Here is a 19,344-nt window from a genome sequence, read left to right as displayed (position 1 = left end):
TTACCTTTTTAGCTTTCTTAATGGCTCTATATCTCCTTGTACAATAGCACCTATATTTTCAGTTATTTTTTCAATATGAAAATGCCACCATTGAATTTGCAATAACTCCTCTATTATTGTATTTGTAAATCGTTCCTTTATTTTATTTGCAGGGTTTCCACCAACAATTGTATATGGTGCAACGTCTCTAGTCACAACCGATTTAGCTGCTATTATTGCACCATCCCCTATTTTTATTCCAGGCATAATTGTTGTATCCATACCGATCCAAACGTCATTTCCTATAACTGTATCACCTTTGTAAGGTAAATCAGACAAATTAGGTGTATACTTCTCCCACCCATTTCCAAATATATTAAATGGATATGCCGAAAATCCATCCATCCGATGATTCGCTCCATTCATAATAAAGGTAACTCCATTTGCAATACAACAAAACTTTCCAATGATAAGGCGATCTCCAAGAAATTCATAATGATGTAATACTCGATCTTCAAATGTTTCTCCATCTTTCGCATCATAATATGAATAATCTCCGGCGAGTATATTAGCTTTCGTTATTGTATTTTTTATAAAGTGAACATTTTTATTTCCTTCAATAGGGTATTTAACATTTGGATTAGGATTCATGTTGCACAGCACTTCCTTTCCTATTCATTTCACTCTCTACTGCTATAACTGGCTTTAAATTGTATATAGGTAAAATAAATAATAATCCAATTATAAATAGTAAAGCTGTGCCTTCGTACATCGTACTTAATGAGAACATTTCTTTTAATGAACCAGCAATACTCATCGTTACTACCATTGAACCGGTGAATAGCGGACTTAAAATGCCATTTACACGACCAATAAAATCAGTATCACTATTTTGAATAATGAGCGTATTAATACCTATTTGAATACAAGGAAGAGCTAAACCGCTAAAAAGTTGTGCTATGAGTGTTACCCATAAATTGGTGGAATAACCTATAATACCGATGCCAATTGCCTGACCAAGCATACCGATAATTAACATCTTTTGCGGCGCAACATTTTTTGCAAACACCATCGCTAAAGCACCGCCAACAATCATTCCTGCACCATTTACTGTTAGTAACCATTGTAAACTCTCTTTTGATAATCCTAACTGCTCAGTCACAATAAAAATACCTAACGGCTGAATTAAACCAATTCCTAGTCCTGCTGCCATAAAACAAAGCCCTAGCAAAGTTAATGCTTTTTTCTTTTTCACATATTTAATACCATCAAGCATTTCCTGTAATATAGTGATTTCTTTCTTCTCATTATCATTCTCAAGATCTTTCGGAAGAAATAACAACACAGCTGCTGCAAGTAAAAAAGCGATACCTGTAATAATGATTGAAATATAAATTCCAAAACTATGAAAAATAAATGTTCCAAGAATCGGTCCTAACACCATAAATATCGCAAATATTGTTTGATAAATAGACATTGCTAATTGAATTTGTTCTGCCGATAAATGCTGTTTAAACAATTTCATGCCAGATGGCTGAGAAAATTGCGAAAGGATTGCAGAAATAAGTGTGACAAAAAACACGATTTTCCACGTTCCAAACATTAGAGTAATTAATACTGCAAATACTGATAAAGAACTTAAAGTCTCACACCATATCATAGTCCTCTTCGGCTTCCACCTATCAGCAAACGTTCCACCAATAAAGGAAAAGATGAAAATTGGAGCAAACTCCGCCACTGAAATCATCGAAATAGCAAAAGCATCACCTTTTGTCATTTCCATTACATATAGTAATACCGCAAAGTTCCGAACCCATATTCCAATTTGTAAAAATAATGCTGATGCTAGAATCCCCTGTACAAACCGGTTTTTTAATACTTGTGATACCCCATTATTTTGTTTCATTTCTACATTTGTCGACATAAAAAAGCCCCCTATTTCATGTTCTGAACAGGAGGCAGCACAAATCATATGAAAAGACTATATTTTCGCAGAGCGAAATACATCCCTTTTCTATAAATGTACAGACTAATCCTATTCAGAAGAATATTTCGTTTTTTAACGAAGATCTCTTACAAATAGAATTAGTTGATCATTGGGATGTTTTCACCCTTCCGTTTCGAATTTAAATAACACATACATACTCTATGTAAAACATTTTCAATGTATGCATGTCTTATAATAAATATTCTAGAATGTTAATGGTAATTCCTCTAAAGAACGCATTAAATAATTACCTTGCCATTTAATGTCTTCACGATTCCCTTTTATTTGTAGTTTTGGCATTCTCTCAAACAAAGTAGTAATAGCAATTTTTGCTTCCAACCTAGCAAGTGGAGCGCCTAGGCAAAAATGGCTACCATGTCCAAAGGCAATATGGCGATTGTTCTCGCGAGTAATATCGTATACTTCCGGATTCTCAAATACTGTTTCATCACGGTTTGCAGAAGCTAAGGCAATGACAACCATATCTCCTTTTTCAATTATTTGGTCATGAATTTGAAAAGGTTCATCTGCCCATCTTGAAGTTGTAACCTCAACCGGGGAATAATATCGTAATCCTTCCTCAATTGCTGCATCAATTAACTTTGGATTTTCTTTTAATAACTGTAATTGATCCGGATTTTCAAGAAGTGCTAATACCGTATTTGTTATTAAATTTACCGTTGTCTCATGCCCTGCAACAATTAGTAACATTATCATTGAATATAGTTCCCGAGCGTTAAGTTTATGTCCTTCACTTTCTGCAAGTATTAAAGCACTAACCAAGTCCTCTTTCGGTTCTTTTCGTTTCATATCAACTAAATATTGAAGGTATGTAATAAACTCAGATAGTTGCTTTTCAGTTTCTTTTATTTCTTCTGGTGTTTCTGGATAAGCAATGACAGCATGCGACCAAATTCTAAATTTCGCTTGATCTTCTTTTGGAATGCCGAGCATTTCACTTATTACAATGATTGGTAAAGGAAATGAATAATCATCCACAAGGTTTAATGAACCTTTCCGCTCAACTTCGTTCAATAAATCATCTGCAATATCCTGAATTCTTCCTTCCAGTTGTGCAATCATCTTCGGTGTGAAAACTTTTTGCACAAGTGATCGCAGACGATTGTGGTTAGGTGGATCTGAATTTAACATGTGCGTCGTTAAATGATCACTATTGTCAACAGTAAGAAACACATTTAATGTATCTTGAGAAAATACATTGGCCGGATCTTTTTTTAAGCGACTGTCTTTTAAAAGCGGCAAAGCATCTTCATATCTTGTAATAAGCCACTCTGCACCTAATTCAGTTTTATTCACAAATAAGATAGGTTGCATTTTACGAGATTCTTTATAAATTTCATATGCATCTTCTTTAAACTGAGCTGAAGCTAAATTGATGCCATCCTCTATTCTTAGCCCAACTTTATTTTTCATTGACATTGTATTCCCTCACTCTCATTTGTTTTAAAAAAACAACCAACATATGCATTATACGCTAATAAAAACGTGAAAATTGTAACTTTTTAATCAAAACCTTACTTCGTATATTGAAAAATAAAAAAGTGAGGGAGTAAAATCTTTCTACTCTCTCACTTTTCTTTATGCGAAGCACATGAAATTACTAATTTGTTGATAGCGATAACTTATTTTACGACGACGACCACCTTGCCACGTGTAACCTGATACTCCATTTCTTCTCACTTCGGTCGGGAAGAACCATAAATCCCTTCCGAAAGGACCAGGACGATGTAAGCGTAAATAGCCCCATCTTCCTAGACAGTTACACATCCAAGATTTCATATTACCTGGTTGTGCAGGAGAAGCAAATGTAGACGGTAACGACGGCGCTTGTGACGGAGGTGGTGACGTTGGAGCATCTTCCGCATCATCTGGTCTGTAATCTTCTTGTTCAATATCTCTCACTTCATTTGTAGGTTCATACCCGTAGTTTTGTGGATTATAATACATCGCTTGATCATATGGATAATTTTGTTGGTTATACATATTAATAAATCACCTTCTTTTCATTACCTTTACCATTCATATGTGATATGCCCTCTCTGGGAAGCTTATGTATAGCCTAAATTCAACAAAAAATAAAGCTCGTATTTTAAAAATACGAGCTTCTTCATAAACGGAATAGATGTATTATTTTCTTAATTTCACACTATAGAAACGCATTTCATCTAATGAACCTTCAAATTCAAATACTTCTTGTTTAATTAATTCCTTTAAGCGATATTCTAAAAACGTATCGCCAACTGATTGCTCTACAAGACCAAGTGCTTCACCAATTACTCTAGGAGCTTTTAGGAATTCTTGATCAGCACCTATACTTTTCGCGCATTCAATAATAAATTGATCAAAATAATTTTCTTGTACAGAACGCACTTCATTGTCTGTCCAAACTCTTAAAAATCCCGTACTTTTCGAGAGACTATCCCACTCATGTTCAAACTGCAGACGATTCTCTACAGTTAAATACGGCAATTTTACAAAACTTTTTTGAATTAGAGCTAAACTTTCAGGTGGTAACTCTCCTGTTCCACGAATAACATACTCTAGTTTTAATATTTCTTTACTTGCTTCAGATGTATTCATAACGCGAATACTTTTCTTATTTTTTAATTGCGCCATTACAAAACATAGACCTACATGTTCATGTGCGTTATCGGCTTTCCAAATTGTAATAGGCGTTTCACTAGGAATAGCGTATAGTTCTTTCATAGTTTCTAAAAACCTTGGTAAATACTCTTCTTCAAAATAATTTTCATAAGCATTTAAGTTGTTTACTAACCATTCCTGTCTTGCTAGTTGCCCTTCATTCATATGTAACTTATTTATTGGCCCAATTGAAAAGAATTCAGAAAAAGCAACAACCATCTCTTCCAATCGTTCTTCTTGACCAAGCATATGCTTTAAACATCCAGCTGTTGAATCATCAAATGCAATATGTACGTGTGAGACTTCTTTTACATTTCTTTTATAAGATGTATTACTCGTTAGTTGCTTAGGAATATCCATCAAATTTTTAATAGTATCTTCACTATAGTTTTCTTTTAATAAATTTAATTGGATTAGAATACTTTGAAGTAAATGTTTTGCTTCATCTTCGTGCATATCCTCTACAGCATTTTTGATTTTATCTATCATATAATTCCCTCTATTCATTTCATAAATAACGTAGATTATAGTGTATCACTTTATAATCATTCTTTAAAAGCTTTTTGGTCAAATCATGTATTACACAGATTGCTACGGCTAAAATTACTAAACATTTTGTAAATCCTTTAATTTAAATGTATAATTATATAGAAAATAAAAAATATAGGAGCTATATGTATGGAAAAAGTATTTACTAATTATAAATATTATCTAAAAAATTGGAGATTTATATTTATTTGTATATTACCTGCTGCTGCTTTATTATATACACTTGATGTTACCTTTGAACTACTGTTTCATCAAAATTTCTATTTGTCTAATTTAATAATTGCTGTCATTTTATTTTTAATATTTATTAACGTAAAAGATAAATTTAAAATCAAAAGTTAAAGAAAGCTATAATTGAAATGAAACCGTTGTAGAGCTACATTTTTCATAAAAAATAAGGGCACCCTGCTATTGGAAGCCCTAAAGTGATTAGAGGTTTTTTCTGAGTATTGATTCGGACACGAAGATCTTGTCCTACTATTTACTATATGCTTGTACTTATTTTATTGTGCATATATTAAATATCATATCTAGCTACTTCATATATCCATTGTACAATTATCATATACATAAAAAAACATCCTCCTGGATGTTTTTTATGTACACATTTTTAAGCTTCCATAAATTTAGCCGGTACACCGATTTTTTCAACTACAGAAGATATATTAGTAGGATTAATCATTACATTTTCAATACTAACTAATTTATTTTCTAGTAGCCCATTCTCTGTAGTAATAAGTTCTTCAAACCGAGCTAAAGTCATCGAGAATTTGTGTTCACTTCCACCATTCATACTGACTTTTACGTACTTCATAGTGTCACCCGCCTTTCATAATAATCTATAATTCGGTAAAAAGGCACTTACATCCTTTTATTTACTCCTAGATTTTTCACTTTTACATTTGCCAATTCACGTTTATATTATTTTGAAGAAAACAACCACTATTTTATGTTCACGCTATAATTGCTAATAAGAATGATAAAGATAAAAATACACAAAGTGGTATATAAAGCAGTATCCATTCTAGCAAATTGGGTATCTTTTTTTCGCTTAAAAATACCAAAATAATGAAACTCACCAATTACTCTTATGAAAAATACAATCATACACACCCAGGATGCCACTTGAACAATACTATTAGGAAATGCAAAATGAACAATATTAGTTTGTTGTAATAAAATTATTGCTGCCATACTTAATAATAACGCAATGATCAATGTCATTCCTGCACCTGGTGTAAACGCCTTTTCTCCATCTTTAGTCGGAATAACACTATTTGTCGCCCACTTACCTCCGAAAGCCCAGTAAACATGTAAAAAGCTAACTAAAAATAATATACTGACGGCAATATATATAATAATAAGCATTTTATCCTCCCATTATTTTATTGGAGTCCTCAGTTTTAAATTATGCTATAAATTTCTCATTAGCAATCTATATGTAATTACAAAAAAGCCTTTAATGATAAATCATTAAAGGCTTACTAATATTTCTTATGCATTATACCTATTTCTACGACGTTCCATCCTTGTTTGTCCTTGAACAGTACCTTCTTTATATTGATGTATTTGCTCTTTCATTTCATATGTTGCAGCTGGAGCCGGTTCTTCGTAATTATGCTCATGTAGTTTTTCTGGTGTTTTTCGTTTTGATACTTTTTTACCAAACTTAAATAATTTCATCCTAAATTTAGGTAATCTTGGAAGTGGAATCTTAAAGGATAATTTTTTGCGTTTCTTTTTTTGTTTAAATAGATTTATATTTTCTTTATTATCATCTTTCTCTTTGCGGTGAATTAACATCGCAAGTAATCCACCAAATATAAGTCCACCAACTAAAAGCATGATATATTTGAAATTGCTTGTCATTAAGCTAGACATACGTTCAAGTATGACTAACGACTGTACTTCTTTCATATCCCAAAGTAAAGCGGACCATAATGCAAATAAACCGAAAGTAAGTCCATATGTACGAAAACGGAATAAACATGGGACTAAAGCGATACAAGAGGCAATTTTCGCATTCGCTATTATTGAACTAGTTGAAATATCTTGATGCCAAATGATTAACAATAATGTAATAAATGGCGCATACGCTATCCAACTACATATACGTGAATATATTTTTTTCGCAAAATAACTACCGAAACTAGTAAAAAATAAAAGACCTCCAATATATAAAGATTGTTCTAGTGGGATTTGCTTTAAAATTCCTGCAACTGGAAAGAGGCCGCTCAATAGCATTAATAGCACATCTAATTTCTTCACAATTCCTCATTCCTTTCAAATTTCTTTTGAGTTAATACATATTGCTTTTCCATATGATGTAGTTTTTTATTTCTAAAAAACATCTTAATCCTGTATGGAAATAAAGTAAATATGTAAAAGAGAAGATACATGACAAAAGATATCCTTATTTACATGAAAAAATGACAAATCCTGACCTATATAATGAACAGGATTTGTCTATTATTATTTAAATTAGAATAATTGAATCTTTCTTTTCTATTTTTATAATATCTACATCCAATTCATCATCAAACTCTTTAAACTCTCTTGCATCTATATCCGTCATATCACGAATGATTTTATAAGCATTTCGCATAAGTGTGATTTCATTAACTAAAGCTATTTTCAAAGACGACATATCAGCGATAATTTATGTCTATTCCGAATAGGTGTTAGCAAGTTCGTTTGCAAACTTGTTAGCACTTTTTTATATTTCTTCTATTACATACACCTTCGCAAGAACATCATATTTAGCAGCTAACTCTTCCAATTTCTTTTCTCTATATTTCGTCACTGTAAAAAAATGAATCACTGGCATTTTCCCGTTATGCTTCTGTTTATAAATTTGGGTAAACTCTTCATATTTTTTTATCTTCTCTTCATTCACTTTCATTTTCTGCGAGCGATCTACCTCAACTGCATGAAGTATATTTTCTTCATCCCGAAACTTCACATCCGGAACTATTTTCTTTTTCTCTTTATTCTTTATATAACGTATATCCGTTTCAATCTGCCAGTTATCTGGACAAAATAAATGTAACCACGCTTCATTCCGTAATAACGCATGCGCAAGCTTCCCTCTCGAAACAACCTTACCATCATCACCAAACATCGCGTGCCCTTCGTTATTGAGATAATACACATATTCTTTCCCTTGCATGGTTTTACTCACGTATGGTTTTAAATCCCCCAAAATACGGTTTGCATTACGTATACCACCCATATTATGCACACTCATTAAATGTCTTCTCGTTGCAAACTGAAGCTTCCTAATCGTCGCAAGTATCGCCATCTGACGGTTGATTTTCATATGGCTCTGGATGTTCATGTTTTTCCACCTCATATTCTTTTAGATGTTTCCACATAACTATGTCATCGATATACGGCACTTGCAGTACGGTGAAGCTTTCCTTCATATATATAGCTCTTCCTGGAATAGATGGTAGTTGTTCTAATCCGGACTGATCGATTACAACCTCTGATGCGGTACGAGTCGGTAAACGGAAGCCGAGTTTCGCGTTCGCCATCTGTTTTACTACCCTTGGCAATGTATCTCCTGTAGGATATTGCGTACAGAAGACAATACGAAACCCAAGTGCCCCTCCAACACGCGCAATATGACTAATCATGTATTGGCACTCTTCCAGCATTTTATTATGAGCTCTCGGTAGCCCTTTTGCAGGTGCAAGTACTGCTCCTTCATCCACTACAATGAAATACCGGTCCTTTTCTTTCGTGTGAACAATATTCTTGATACCACGTTCTTTCATGTACTTCCCACGTTCATGCATTTTTTCCATCACTTTCAGCAGCATGCCGTGTGCTTGCTCTGAAGTTTCTACGATTTGTTCGACTTGTTTCAGTTTTTTATATTCACTAAATTCAAGTCCTTCTTCTTTTAAATCAATCAAATAAAAATGAGCATGATCAGGATTTGCTAATGATAAGGAAGCGAACATATTTTTAAGGAAGACTGTTTTCCCCATACGAATTAATCCCCCTACAGCCATATGCGGTGTTTCATCGAAATCATGATAAACAATTGTTTCTAAACTCTGGCCAACTGGAATACGCCATTTCCCTTTCGTTACTAAATCCATTGACCATGACCAGTTCTTCGGTATTTCTCTACGGAACACACGGATGTTCAATTTATAATTATCGTACTGGATACGTACTGGTTTATTTAACCCTTCTGAAACTACATCCTCAACCTTCTGTATGATTTTACTCGGCATACCAAGCGGTAAAGTATATACATAAGTCGTACTACGATCATCATCAATTTGTTTTTGGAACTTTGGATATTGCAATTTGTCTTCATTATTTCTTTTAATCGCAATTCCAGCCACCTCAAAAAACACCTGTATTTTTCTCTTATCATCATTTTTACTTTTGAACTTTTCACCGAATAATGCCACTGTCAAACCTGCAGCTGGAACGAGTAATAATTCAATCAATTACCACCGTTTGATCTCCCAAGCTCTATGATTACAAGTGAATTTCATTACGACAGTAGTAGCTGGATAAACAGTTCACCGTTGCTACTAAAATCTGTATCTAAAGAAGCTCAAAATCTAATTACTAAAATAAACAAGAATTATAATGAAGATTTCAAATACGAAAGCGTATATATCAGCGGCGGCCAGATGGGCGATGGTGAAAGGGTAGAATTACTTTCCTCTAATCCTAATTTAGGAAAGATTTATGATTATGGACAAGGGCAACTCTATTTAGTAGGTGAGAATGAAAATGATTTCATGATTACATTTATAATTGATAAAGCTACTGTAGAGTTAGCAAAAAATTGGATTACTTTAATAAATCCAGATTTAAATCTAGATAAAGAAATTAACGATATTGTTGCATTGCCTTTCAAAAATTCAGGGGAGCGAGATTATCACGCATATTTAGATAAGGGTAACTACAAAATGGAGTTAGGCACAATGCCTGCATCAAATGGTTATGAAAGAATAGACATAAGTGTTAAAAGAAAATAATTGATAGAAATAAAAAAGAGCCGCCCAACAGGACGGCTCTTTTTTATTTCACATACACATACGCTTTATTTACAATTAAGCAGATTTTAGTTCACATAAATATTATTATACTAATCTAAAATTTCCGTATTTACATTTTTTTCTTTTTATCTCATAATTTTAATTGGGAAAGGGAGGAAAAAAATGGTTCAAATCAAAGTAACACCTGAAATGCTAGAAGAAGTGGCTAATCGTGCAAATAATACCAGAATCGCATTAGAATCTATACATAATAATTTATGTAACGAAATAGATCAATTGTGTTTTCAGTGGATTGGTGCCTCTAATCAACAGTTCATTCAAATGTTCAATGATGCGAGACCAAAAGCTTTTACATCTATCAATTCACTTGTAAAAGTAGAAGAAGACTTGAAACGGATTGCTGAAAAATTCCGCAATGCAGATAATCAAGATGTTACAATGGAAGAAGGTGCAATGTGTGGTAAACCTTCCTCTGAAGAAAAAGGTTTTGATGGCGGTAAACTAGCTCGAGATATAGCCGGTGAAATAAGTGGTGAGTATGATATTAAAAGAGCGTGGGATGGTGTTGATCCATCTACTGGTGAAAAACTATCAACCTGGGATAGAATCTTTGCGGGTGGGATGGCAGTAGCTGGTCTTACACCAGTCGGGAAACTTGCTAAAGTGGGAAAAGGCGTTAAGATGACGCATGCTGCAATAGAAAGTAAAAACCTTTTACGAGGAGAAGATTACTTAAAAGCAGCAACAAGACCAAATGGTATCGGTAAACCACATATTGGTGAGAACGGAAACCTAATCCCAGCAAATAAAGAAGGGATGTATAAAGGCCGACAAGTAACTGTAACTGAACATATCTTAGGTGGATATCGCAGAGGAGCAAAACATAATAGTCCTTATACTAGTTTCTCGATAAAACCTGAGGTTGCAAGTAATTATGGTAAAAATATTATTGATATTGATTTACCTGCTCTAAGAAAGGGGATTAGGGACGGTGAAGTAAAAGATGTTGCTATTTTAAGCCCTAAGCAAATAGAGCGTTTAATAAAGCAAGATTCCGCCACTACAGATCACTGGAAAAATCTCGCTTTAAATTGGACTAAAAGAGATACTGAATACCTTATTAGAGGAGAAATTCCTAGTAAATATTTTAACATTAAGAAATGAGAGGGATATTCGCTATGAAACTATACTTTAAAGATATACATTTAGGAGACATTTCAAATGTAAATGGTGATGGTTTTTGGATGTATGGAAATATTAATTTCACTAATAACATTTCTGATTTCAAAGAGTTTCTTAACAAAATGGTAGATGAAAATAATCCGCCTTTAGATGATGTAAATCCAATCCTATTGGATGAAAATAATTGGTTTGTATCTAAAAATAATCAATTAGAGGGAATTGGAATACCTGCCGTCTACTTTGATTCAAATGAAATAGAATGGCGTTGGAGATAAATAAAAAGGTTCTCAGTTAAGAGAACCTTTTTCACTTCACATATACATAGGTTTCATTTGCTATTACATAGTAAATCTCACTTAACTTCATACCACCCAAGAGTATGAAAGGATTGATCATTAATGAATATTCTAGAAAAATTAAACGATTCCTTCACTTTAGAAGCTCAGGAATCACCAGCGAGTAAAGAGACCATTCAAGAATTACAAAAGTTCTCATCAATAGATGTACCATTAGATTATTTAGAAGTAATCCAAAATTGTACAAACGCAGAGATTAATGTACAAAATGAACTTTACATACGTATTTGGGGCCCTACTGATTGCATAGAGATGAATAAAGCACATGATATTCAAAAATATATACCAAATTCACTGGCAATCGGTGATGATGAAGGCGGAAAAGCATTATTATATGGAGATGGAAAAGAAGGATTCGGATTATATACAGTGGATTTTGGAGATTTAGATAATGAAGAAGCAATTAAAATAGCTCCTTCATTAAAAGCATTGTTAATAGATGGTGTCGGAGTAGAGGAATTGTTGTCATAGTTAATAAAATAACAACCGAATCATTTATATCGAGTCGGCTGTTATTTTTGATTAAGCTATCCTTTTGTTTTACTTCAAATACTCATACCACCAATCTCTACGATCAAGGTACTCCTTCATCGCATTTAATTGAGCATCTGAAGTTGGATCAGAAATAAAATATGCTAATCCATCAGGTTGTAAAATGAACTTAGCTGTCATTTTTAACGATGTCAATGCTCCCATAACATCTTCAATATACTCTCTTGAAAATGCTCCTGATTGGATGATATTTAGTTTAGTTGTTTGAACTTGCTCTTGCACTGCTCCAGTAAACCAAGAAAGCAGCTTTCCTCCTATCAATTGATTTAAATCACAATTACCGATACCAGGTACATTTCCTGTTTCCATGTACGCCAAAAATCGCAAGGATATGCTGGCTTATTACCAACATATTACCAACTTTCTTAGCACCTCAACAGTATAACTCATCGATAAAGGCTTATATGCCGGCTCTCATATCCTCCATGGATTTGTCTATTATTATTTAAAGTAGAATAATTGAATCTTTCTTTTCTATTTTTATAATATCTACATCCAATTCATCATCAAACTCTTTAAACTCTCTTGCATCTATATCCGTCATATAGCTCTTTATTACTTTCGCCATATGCATGGAATATGGCATGTGTATATTCTTTTCCAAAAGCATACTTGAATTACAGCACATGTAATGTACCATTTTGGCAATATAGTTCCTTTCAACAGCTTTTACACCTAGAGGTAATATTTCAAGTATATATCGATGCAATGTTTCACTATCATTACACAGATACTCACCAGTGCTATAATACATTCCCTTTTGATCTATATATAAACTCGTACTATCTAATACGTCATCACATTCTATCACACCGTATTTGGGTACATCAAAAGATATATTTATTCTTACAGCATTTAAGTTTGGAACCTTTAGCACATCTGGAACAATGTCAGGGAAAGTATCTATATCAATTTTTTCATTTTGTAACTCTTTTATCCAATGTTTTCTTACATTCGCATCTATAATGAAGTATACTTGCTCATTTTGCTCTTTTGCAGGTTGTAAAATTTCCGCTAATGTTTCAGAAACAAATTGTTTAAATTGAATGCCCATATCATTTCTTTTTGAAGGCTGCGGTAAAAAGGTGTTATGTTTATCTACATTTAATAATAAACGATCAATCGTTTGCCACTCTATATTCCCATATAATTTATATGAAATTTCTTTTCCTTTTATTTTTGAAAAAATGGGTAAGAAATCAAATTTCGAGATTCGTTCAATTGATAAATTAACATATGTACAAGGTAAATTTATCTTATTCCAACTACGTTTTAAAAATCCTTTTTGTTCTAATAAACTCAAAATACCATTTATAATCGTTTTACGAGACACACTTTGGCCTATAAATAAATTAATAAATGCTGAAATACGGTTTGTTCGTGCAAATCCTTCTCTAACAATTTGCTTTGGATCAATTTTTTCACGTCCATCACAATTTTTCATTGCAATTAACGCCAATGTCGCATCATTACGCTTACCTGCAGTAGCATAAACCGCTTTCATAACATCCTCTACTAAATTCGTTTTATACTTCTGGCAATATTGCATCTTATATGGATTTTGCAATACTTTTTCAATATTACATCTTACTATTTTTAACAACACTGGAGAATCTGCATTTAATATATATGATGACTCACTGATTTGAGCTAACACCATTTCACTTTCAAATAATGCTTGTTCTACTTCCAGCGATATTTTTTCAGACCATATTTCTAGCGTTATAGTCTCTAATCCTTTTGGTGCAATTAAAGGGAATACTTCTTTCCTATTGCCTGTTTCAATCTTTTTACATTCTGGTAGTAATGTGAAATAAGAAAATTTTTGCTGAAACCCTTTAAATAGATACTCTCTTTCTTTTGCTTTTATACCAGATCTTATTTTAGTACCTTGAACTTTATATATTCTCTCATTGTATGGAAGAAGTACCCTAAGATTTGCTCCTAGCATATAATCTTTCGGATATTGAAGAATATGATCTAATTCAACTTCTCCACCTATACGAAAATCATCTTTTAAATTTCTAAATATCTTAATCCATTTGATGCCGTTTGTAGCCTGCTGAACTTTTAGTTTTACAAATCGTAATTTCTTATTATTCAATGCAAATTCTGGAGTAGAAATTAATATCATGCCCCGTTTTCGTCTTAATAGCAAAGGGATGTCTGGATGGTTATATTCTTGATAAAATCTCCGAATTCCTATTGAAACATTTAATAATGGAATGTTCTCTCCTCCGCGCGTTATATATTCGAACCGAAATACATAGGCGAAATAGTCTTGTGTTTTTTCATCTTTAATAGGCTCTGACATCGCCTCACAAATATTTTGTGATCTAAGAGGAGAAAAATATATATCTTCTTCATTTATATTTTCTAATTGTACAGGACGTTCACAAAAAATATGTGAAATTAAAGCGGGCACCCATTTAGAATATACTTCCTTATCATGTAGTACTGTTAAATTAGAAATTAAATCGTAATGCCATTCATATTTTGGCGATTCTATTAATTTATTAGGTTTCCAATCATGAATAATCTCATACCAACTTTGAAAAATATAATCAAGTTGTTCTTTTCTAATAGGTTCTTTACATACAATCCATGGTGTATTTTCATTTAGTACATATGGATTATGCTGAATAAATAATATATCAGAAAACATATCATATAATCTTTCATTTAATCGTTTCAACTTACTCGTTAATAAAAATGTCTTATAATGTATCTCTACAATATCGAGCCATTCAATAGGAAAATATATAAATGATACGCTTTCGTTTAAAAGAGGTTCTATTATATTTTCAAATGTTAACAACTTTAATTTTCCCATAAAATGATTACTTCCTTTCTTCATTTTTCTTGATCTCAAAAAAAACTAAAGTATCATCACATAATTTAATTATTTAAAAGAGAAGCAACTACTGCTTATCCGACTTATATATTAATGACATGACTCTGATAAAAGTTAAAAGAAATTTTCATACATATCCCTCCTTTTATATAATAAACACAATATATTAAAATTATACAATATTAGTAACGTATTGTATTTGGGATTTACAATAATTTTACAAAAGATTATAAAAGAGGTATTGACCATACATATGTATATCAAATCCTCTTTTCACTATCCTATTACCTTTTTCGCTTCTTTATTCACTGACCACTGCTCTAATGTATAAGTCATTTCCCAAAATGAATATTCATATTGGCTGCTAATAATAAAATGCTGTTTCACTGCGGTACGTACCATCTTTCTGTACGTTTCTTTTTAATTCTCGTGCAATAGAGGAGTGATGTCGCTTCAGAATGGCACCAATTTCTCTCGTTGAATGAACTAATTTATGAAGTGCTTCTAGTTATCCACATTCAAACGTAGTAACATGGGAATAGCTCATACTCGTCCTCCGTGTAAGTAAGTGGGGTGGTAACTTCTACTTTACACGAAGCGAGGTGAGTTTTTTGTTTTTTTAGGTGTCGCACTTAATAATACAATTCGTCAAATTAAAAAAAGACGCACTTAGATTGATGCGTCTTTTTACGATACTTCTTTTGTTAAATCATATACATAAGTATGATTCATACCTGTAAATAGCAATACCTCTTCTCTTTACCCTATTACGTTTTTCTCTTCTGTACTTATCGGCCACTTTTCTAAAGTATAAGCCATTTCCCAAAATGAATATTCATATTGACTGCTAATAATAAAATGTTGTTTCATTCGTTTACGGTCTGCCTCTGTTACTTGTTCAGCGATAGTATCTAACCTTGTAATTTGCTCTTCAACTAATGTTCGGAACCAATCAGATCCATAAGCAGAAATCCATTCGTTATAAATCGGCTCTTCTGGCTTACACTCTTTTAAACGCTCACCAATTTCATAATACAACCAATAACAAGGTAAAATGGCTGCAATAATATCGCCTAAATGTCCTTCATACGCAGCACGGTACATATGTGAAGTATATGCATATGCAGTTGGAGCAGGGATAAAATTATCTTTTTCTTCTTGTGTAATCCCTAGTTTCTTCGCAAAATTCTCATGTAAAGATAATTCCGCCTCATATGTATTTTGAGCATGATGTGCCATGCGAGCAGTCGTTTCTAATTCAAGCGCTTTTGCAGCTCCTAATGTTTGTACTCTAGCAAAATGACTTAAATAATAGGAATCTTGAAGCACGTAATAGCGAAAACTAGCTAAATCTAACGTTCCTTCACCAAGTTTTTTTACAAAAGGATGATGAAAACTAGCTTCCCAAATTGAGTCTACTTCTTTACGTAATGATTGTGAAAAAGTCATGTAAATCCCTCCAATTATGTATGAAATTTAAGTATTTACCCACCATTATTAAATCTGTAAAACAAAAAAACTTTCTTTACAGACGTAAAGAAAGTGAAATTGACAATATTTATACATGAAACAGCAATGTCTTTCCCACTTCCCTACGCTGGCATTAACCAGATCAGGTACTAAGAGTCTCAAATTCCAATTTGATCTCAGCCTATAATAGGCCCCCCTAGTGGATAAAATATTTAATTTTCGTATTGTATTCATCATAACATACTTCATGTAACTGTCAAAAGTTATTCATGATACCACTACTTAAAATCCTTCGTCTTTTCTTACTCTTAATGAAGTTTCAATAATCATATCTAATAGTTTACTATATTCAATTCCCGCTGCAGCTGCACTTTTTGGTAGTAAACTCGCTTGCGTCATCCCTGGTAATGTATTAATCTCCATTACATATGGAATACCATCCTTCACCATCATATCCACCCTTGCATAAACGCTGCATTTTAATGCTTTATAGCAAGCCAGTGACGCTTTGTTTACACGTTCCTTAAGTTCAGCTGGAAGTTCAATAACTTCTTCAATTGTACTAGTATCATCATATTTCGCATTGTAATCAAAGAACTCAGCCGCATGTCGAATTGAAATGATAGGTAACTGTTTTCCATCAAAAATGGAACATGTAATCTCATCACCTTTAATGTACTTTTCTATTACTACTTCAGAATCCCATTCGAACACAGTTTCCAGCATTGAAATTAATTCGTCTTTATCATAGACAATCTTTACCCCCACACTCGAACCACCAGAGTTTGGTTTTACCACTAATGGAAATCCTAACTTATCTAATTCATCAACATTTAGATCCTCCATTTTTGTAAGTTCAATCCAATCAGGTGTTTCTATTCCTTCATAACGTAGAATCTTTTTCGAAACATTTTTGTCCATACATATACCGCTAGATAACATATTGCTCCCGCTATAAGGAATACCTAAACTTTCAAGCGTTCCTTGAACTGTCCCATCTTCTCCATATTTCCCGTGTAATGCGAGCAGCGCAAAATCAATGTCTTTCGCTTTTTCGATTAAATCCATTTTTTCATTTAACGTAATTGGTACTATTTCATATTTATTTTTATCTAAATGTGCAATCATTTCATTTCCAGTCATAATTGATACTTGTTTTTCAGAGGATACTCCTCCCATAATAACGCCAACTCTCATTTCCTCAACTCCAAATTTCATTTTTTATTGTATCACCAATTATTTTAATTCCCCGAACTATTTCTTCTTCTTTCAAACGTGAAAATCCTAATCGAAACGTGTTCGCTCCTCCTCCATCAGAATAAAACACATCTCCAGGAGAAAAAGTAACCCCTTGCTCATAACACTTTTGCAAAAGTGTGCGGGCATGAATTTTTTCTTCTAACTCTATAAATAAATGAAGTCCACCATCACCGGTCATTCTTTGAAACGGAATGTACTCGTTACACGCCCCAACAGCTAACTCATATTTTTTCTTATAAACAGATCTTGCCTTTTTTAAATATTTTTCAAAATATCCTTCATGTAAATATTGAAAAAGAACAGCTTGATCTAAAGTAGATGTGTGAATAGTTCTTGCTCTTTTCACACTTTCTAAATAATGAATTAGTTCTTTATCTGCAATGATCCAGCCTACACGTAAGCCAGGGAAAAGTACCTTTGAAAAGCTACTAATATAAATCACATTATTACCAGCACCAGCAAAAGTTAATAATGGTGCTAAATGTGAACCTGAATAACGTAACTCTTCATTAAATCCATCTTCTATAATAGGAATCTTATATTTTGAAAATAATCTCATCAGTTCCGTTCTTTTCTCTGAACTCGTCACAATGCCGGTTGGATTATGATAGGAAGGAATTAAATACGCAAAATCAAACTCTTTTTCACGCAAGCTTTTTTCAACTTGATTCGTATCAATACCATCTTCATTCATATCAATACCATGAACTTCAAGGCCATGTAAGCGGAATAGCTTCAGCGCAGCATGGTGAGTTGGATTCTCACAAATAACTCGACCTGATTTCTTTGATAACGAGGATAGAACAATATCTAACCCTTCAGTAAATCCATTTGTAATTAAAATATCTTTGTTCGAAATATCTACACCTTTCATTTCCATATAATGAAGTAGATATTTCATTAACGGTCTATAGCCTTTTGCGTATCCGTAATTTAATACGACATCACCTTCAATGGACATACGAGTAAGAAAAGCTCTTTTGAAATTTTCCACATCAAATAGCTTTTCGTCCGGAGCAATACTGTTAAAAACAATCATTCCTTTTTCCCAACGAACACCATGTTTCATTAAATCTAATTCATCCGCTAATAAAGTAACTGTATTAAGTTTATTTTTCCAATCTATTTCAACAGACGAAGTGTTCGATATATCAACCTTCGCAACAAAATTCCCTTTTCCTTTAACTGCATAAATGAGCCCTTCTTGCTCTAAATCTGCATAAGCAGCGAGTACAGTGTTTCTGCTTACACTAAGTAATTCACTTAGTTCCCTTGTTGAAGGAATTTTTTGATCCCCGAGCAAATGCCCTTTCATAATCATCTTCTTTAAATAATCTTTTAATTGAATATAAACGGGACGATCTTTCACAACTTTAAAATCTTTAAACAATTCCTTACCCCCTGCAATCATTTTTGCATAATTATTTCATTCTTAAAAGGTCCACTACATATGTATTTTTT

19 protein-coding genes, 4 pseudogenes and 1 riboswitch are annotated in these 19,344 nt (G+C 32.9%); of the genes and pseudogenes, 5 read left to right on the top strand and 18 right to left on the bottom strand.

Translation table 11 applies throughout. The annotated features are described in order from the left end of the window. The 5 genes from PDQ40_RS05645 to PDQ40_RS05625 form a co-directional block, all read right to left on the bottom strand. Nucleotides 1-630, bottom strand: coding sequence for a Vat family streptogramin A O-acetyltransferase (locus tag PDQ40_RS05645; RefSeq protein WP_270691277.1), 630 nt, complete (start codon nt 628-630; stop codon nt 1-3). Continuing rightward, nucleotides 620-1,903, bottom strand: coding sequence for an MFS transporter (locus PDQ40_RS05640; RefSeq protein WP_076856760.1), 1,284 nt, complete (start codon nt 1,901-1,903; stop codon nt 620-622). Before PDQ40_RS05640 ends, PDQ40_RS05645 begins: the two co-directional genes overlap by 11 nt. A gap of 267 nt (nt 1,904-2,170) precedes the next feature. After that, entirely contained in the window at nt 2,171-3,406 is a 1,236-nt protein-coding gene (gene cypA, locus PDQ40_RS05635) for a cytochrome P450 (RefSeq protein WP_270691276.1), read from the bottom strand. A 159-nt stretch (nt 3,407-3,565) separates the two neighbouring features. After that, nucleotides 3,566-3,970, bottom strand: a complete 405-nt coding sequence (locus PDQ40_RS05630) for a hypothetical protein (protein ID WP_000282686.1) — start codon at nt 3,968-3,970, stop codon at nt 3,566-3,568. Between the two features lie 144 nt (nt 3,971-4,114). Then, entirely contained in the window at nt 4,115-5,119 is a 1,005-nt protein-coding gene (locus PDQ40_RS05625; RefSeq protein ID WP_270691275.1) for a DUF1835 domain-containing protein, read from the bottom strand. Between the two features lie 189 nt (nt 5,120-5,308). On the opposite strand from PDQ40_RS05625, the gene PDQ40_RS05620 reads away from it, so the two are divergent. After that, complete coding sequence (locus PDQ40_RS05620; protein WP_000416572.1) at nt 5,309-5,521, top strand: hypothetical protein; 213 nt, start codon at nt 5,309-5,311, stop codon at nt 5,519-5,521. Between the two features lie 268 nt (nt 5,522-5,789). Here the strand turns inward: PDQ40_RS05620 and PDQ40_RS05615 are convergent, their stop codons facing one another. From PDQ40_RS05615 to PDQ40_RS05590, 6 genes and pseudogenes are all read right to left on the bottom strand, one after another. After that, nucleotides 5,790-5,993: a hypothetical protein gene (locus tag PDQ40_RS05615; protein ID WP_000878365.1), complete on the bottom strand. Its 204-nt coding sequence runs from the start codon at nt 5,991-5,993 to the stop codon at nt 5,790-5,792. A gap of 139 nt (nt 5,994-6,132) precedes the next feature. Then, nucleotides 6,133-6,547: pseudogene (locus tag PDQ40_RS05610) on the bottom strand (DUF3995 domain-containing protein). A 126-nt stretch (nt 6,548-6,673) separates the two neighbouring features. Continuing rightward, the gene (locus PDQ40_RS05605) at nt 6,674-7,447 is read right to left on the bottom strand and encodes a DUF3959 family protein (RefSeq protein WP_000732205.1); all 774 of its coding nucleotides are present in this window, start codon (nt 7,445-7,447) and stop codon (nt 6,674-6,676) included. 208 nt (nt 7,448-7,655) lie between these two features. Next, nucleotides 7,656-7,826, bottom strand: a complete 171-nt coding sequence (locus tag PDQ40_RS05600) for a hypothetical protein (protein WP_157829352.1) — start codon at nt 7,824-7,826, stop codon at nt 7,656-7,658. Between the two features lie 69 nt (nt 7,827-7,895). Further along, entirely contained in the window at nt 7,896-8,426 is a 531-nt protein-coding gene (locus PDQ40_RS05595; RefSeq protein ID WP_230673931.1) for a replication-relaxation family protein, read from the bottom strand. Between the two features lie 31 nt (nt 8,427-8,457). Then, nucleotides 8,458-9,648 (bottom strand): FtsK/SpoIIIE domain-containing protein, encoded by a 1,191-nt coding sequence (locus PDQ40_RS05590; protein ID WP_000571535.1) that lies wholly within the window; start codon nt 9,646-9,648, stop codon nt 8,458-8,460. A 27-nt stretch (nt 9,649-9,675) separates the two neighbouring features. Between PDQ40_RS05590 and PDQ40_RS05585 the strand changes: the two genes are divergently transcribed. The 4 genes from PDQ40_RS05585 (at nt 9,676) to PDQ40_RS05570 (ending at nt 12,218) form a co-directional block, all read left to right on the top strand. Further along, nucleotides 9,676-10,188 carry a hypothetical protein gene (locus tag PDQ40_RS05585; RefSeq protein ID WP_227494869.1) on the top strand — a complete coding sequence of 171 codons (513 nt, stop codon included), beginning with the start codon at nt 9,676-9,678 and terminating at the stop codon, nt 10,186-10,188. Between the two features lie 183 nt (nt 10,189-10,371). Beyond that, nucleotides 10,372-11,373: a WXG100 family type VII secretion target gene (locus PDQ40_RS05580; RefSeq protein ID WP_000249924.1), complete on the top strand. Its 1,002-nt coding sequence runs from the start codon at nt 10,372-10,374 to the stop codon at nt 11,371-11,373. 14 nt (nt 11,374-11,387) lie between these two features. Continuing rightward, nucleotides 11,388-11,666, top strand: a complete 279-nt coding sequence (locus PDQ40_RS05575) for a hypothetical protein (protein ID WP_001997557.1) — start codon at nt 11,388-11,390, stop codon at nt 11,664-11,666. Between the two features lie 123 nt (nt 11,667-11,789). Beyond that, nucleotides 11,790-12,218 (top strand): SMI1/KNR4 family protein, encoded by a 429-nt coding sequence (locus tag PDQ40_RS05570; protein WP_270691274.1) that lies wholly within the window; start codon nt 11,790-11,792, stop codon nt 12,216-12,218. 69 nt (nt 12,219-12,287) lie between these two features. On the opposite strand, the pseudogene PDQ40_RS05565 reads toward PDQ40_RS05570, so the two are convergent. The 7 genes and pseudogenes from PDQ40_RS05565 to pdxR form a co-directional block, all read right to left on the bottom strand. After that, nucleotides 12,288-12,652 (bottom strand): annotated as a pseudogene (locus tag PDQ40_RS05565) (N-acetylmuramoyl-L-alanine amidase C-terminal domain-containing protein); the annotation flags it as partial. 92 nt (nt 12,653-12,744) lie between these two features. Continuing rightward, a complete protein-coding gene (locus PDQ40_RS05560; protein ID WP_270691273.1) occupies nt 12,745-15,132 on the bottom strand; it encodes an RNaseH domain-containing protein in 2,388 nt (795 codons plus the stop codon). Between the two features lie 297 nt (nt 15,133-15,429). After that, nucleotides 15,430-15,549: pseudogene (locus tag PDQ40_RS05555) on the bottom strand (TenA family transcriptional regulator); the annotation flags it as partial. Continuing rightward, nucleotides 15,530-15,700: pseudogene (locus PDQ40_RS05550) on the bottom strand (helix-turn-helix domain-containing protein); the annotation flags it as partial. The pseudogenes PDQ40_RS05555 and PDQ40_RS05550, both read right to left, overlap by 20 nt. A 212-nt stretch (nt 15,701-15,912) precedes the next feature. Further along, nucleotides 15,913-16,602 carry a thiaminase II gene (gene tenA, locus PDQ40_RS05545; RefSeq protein ID WP_270691272.1) on the bottom strand — a complete coding sequence of 230 codons (690 nt, stop codon included), beginning with the start codon at nt 16,600-16,602 and terminating at the stop codon, nt 15,913-15,915. Between the two features lie 123 nt (nt 16,603-16,725). After that, nucleotides 16,726-16,831, bottom strand: a riboswitch (TPP riboswitch). Nucleotides 16,832-16,905: 74 nt separating this feature from the next. Beyond that, a complete protein-coding gene (ddlB, locus tag PDQ40_RS05540) occupies nt 16,906-17,820 on the bottom strand; it encodes a D-alanine--D-alanine ligase (protein WP_001997545.1) in 915 nt (304 codons plus the stop codon). Nucleotides 17,821-17,824: 4 nt separating this feature from the next. Then, a complete protein-coding gene (gene pdxR / locus PDQ40_RS05535; RefSeq protein WP_000471622.1) occupies nt 17,825-19,273 on the bottom strand; it encodes a MocR-like pyridoxine biosynthesis transcription factor PdxR in 1,449 nt (482 codons plus the stop codon). Nucleotides 19,274-19,344: the final 71 nt, after the last annotated feature.

The sequence above is a fragment of the Bacillus cereus group sp. Bc061 genome (assembly GCF_027715825.1).
Lineage (GTDB): Bacteria > Bacillota > Bacilli > Bacillales > Bacillaceae_G > Bacillus_A > Bacillus_A paranthracis.
Note: the sequence above shows the minus strand (reverse complement) of the source record. Positions and strands in the feature narration are given on the sequence as shown.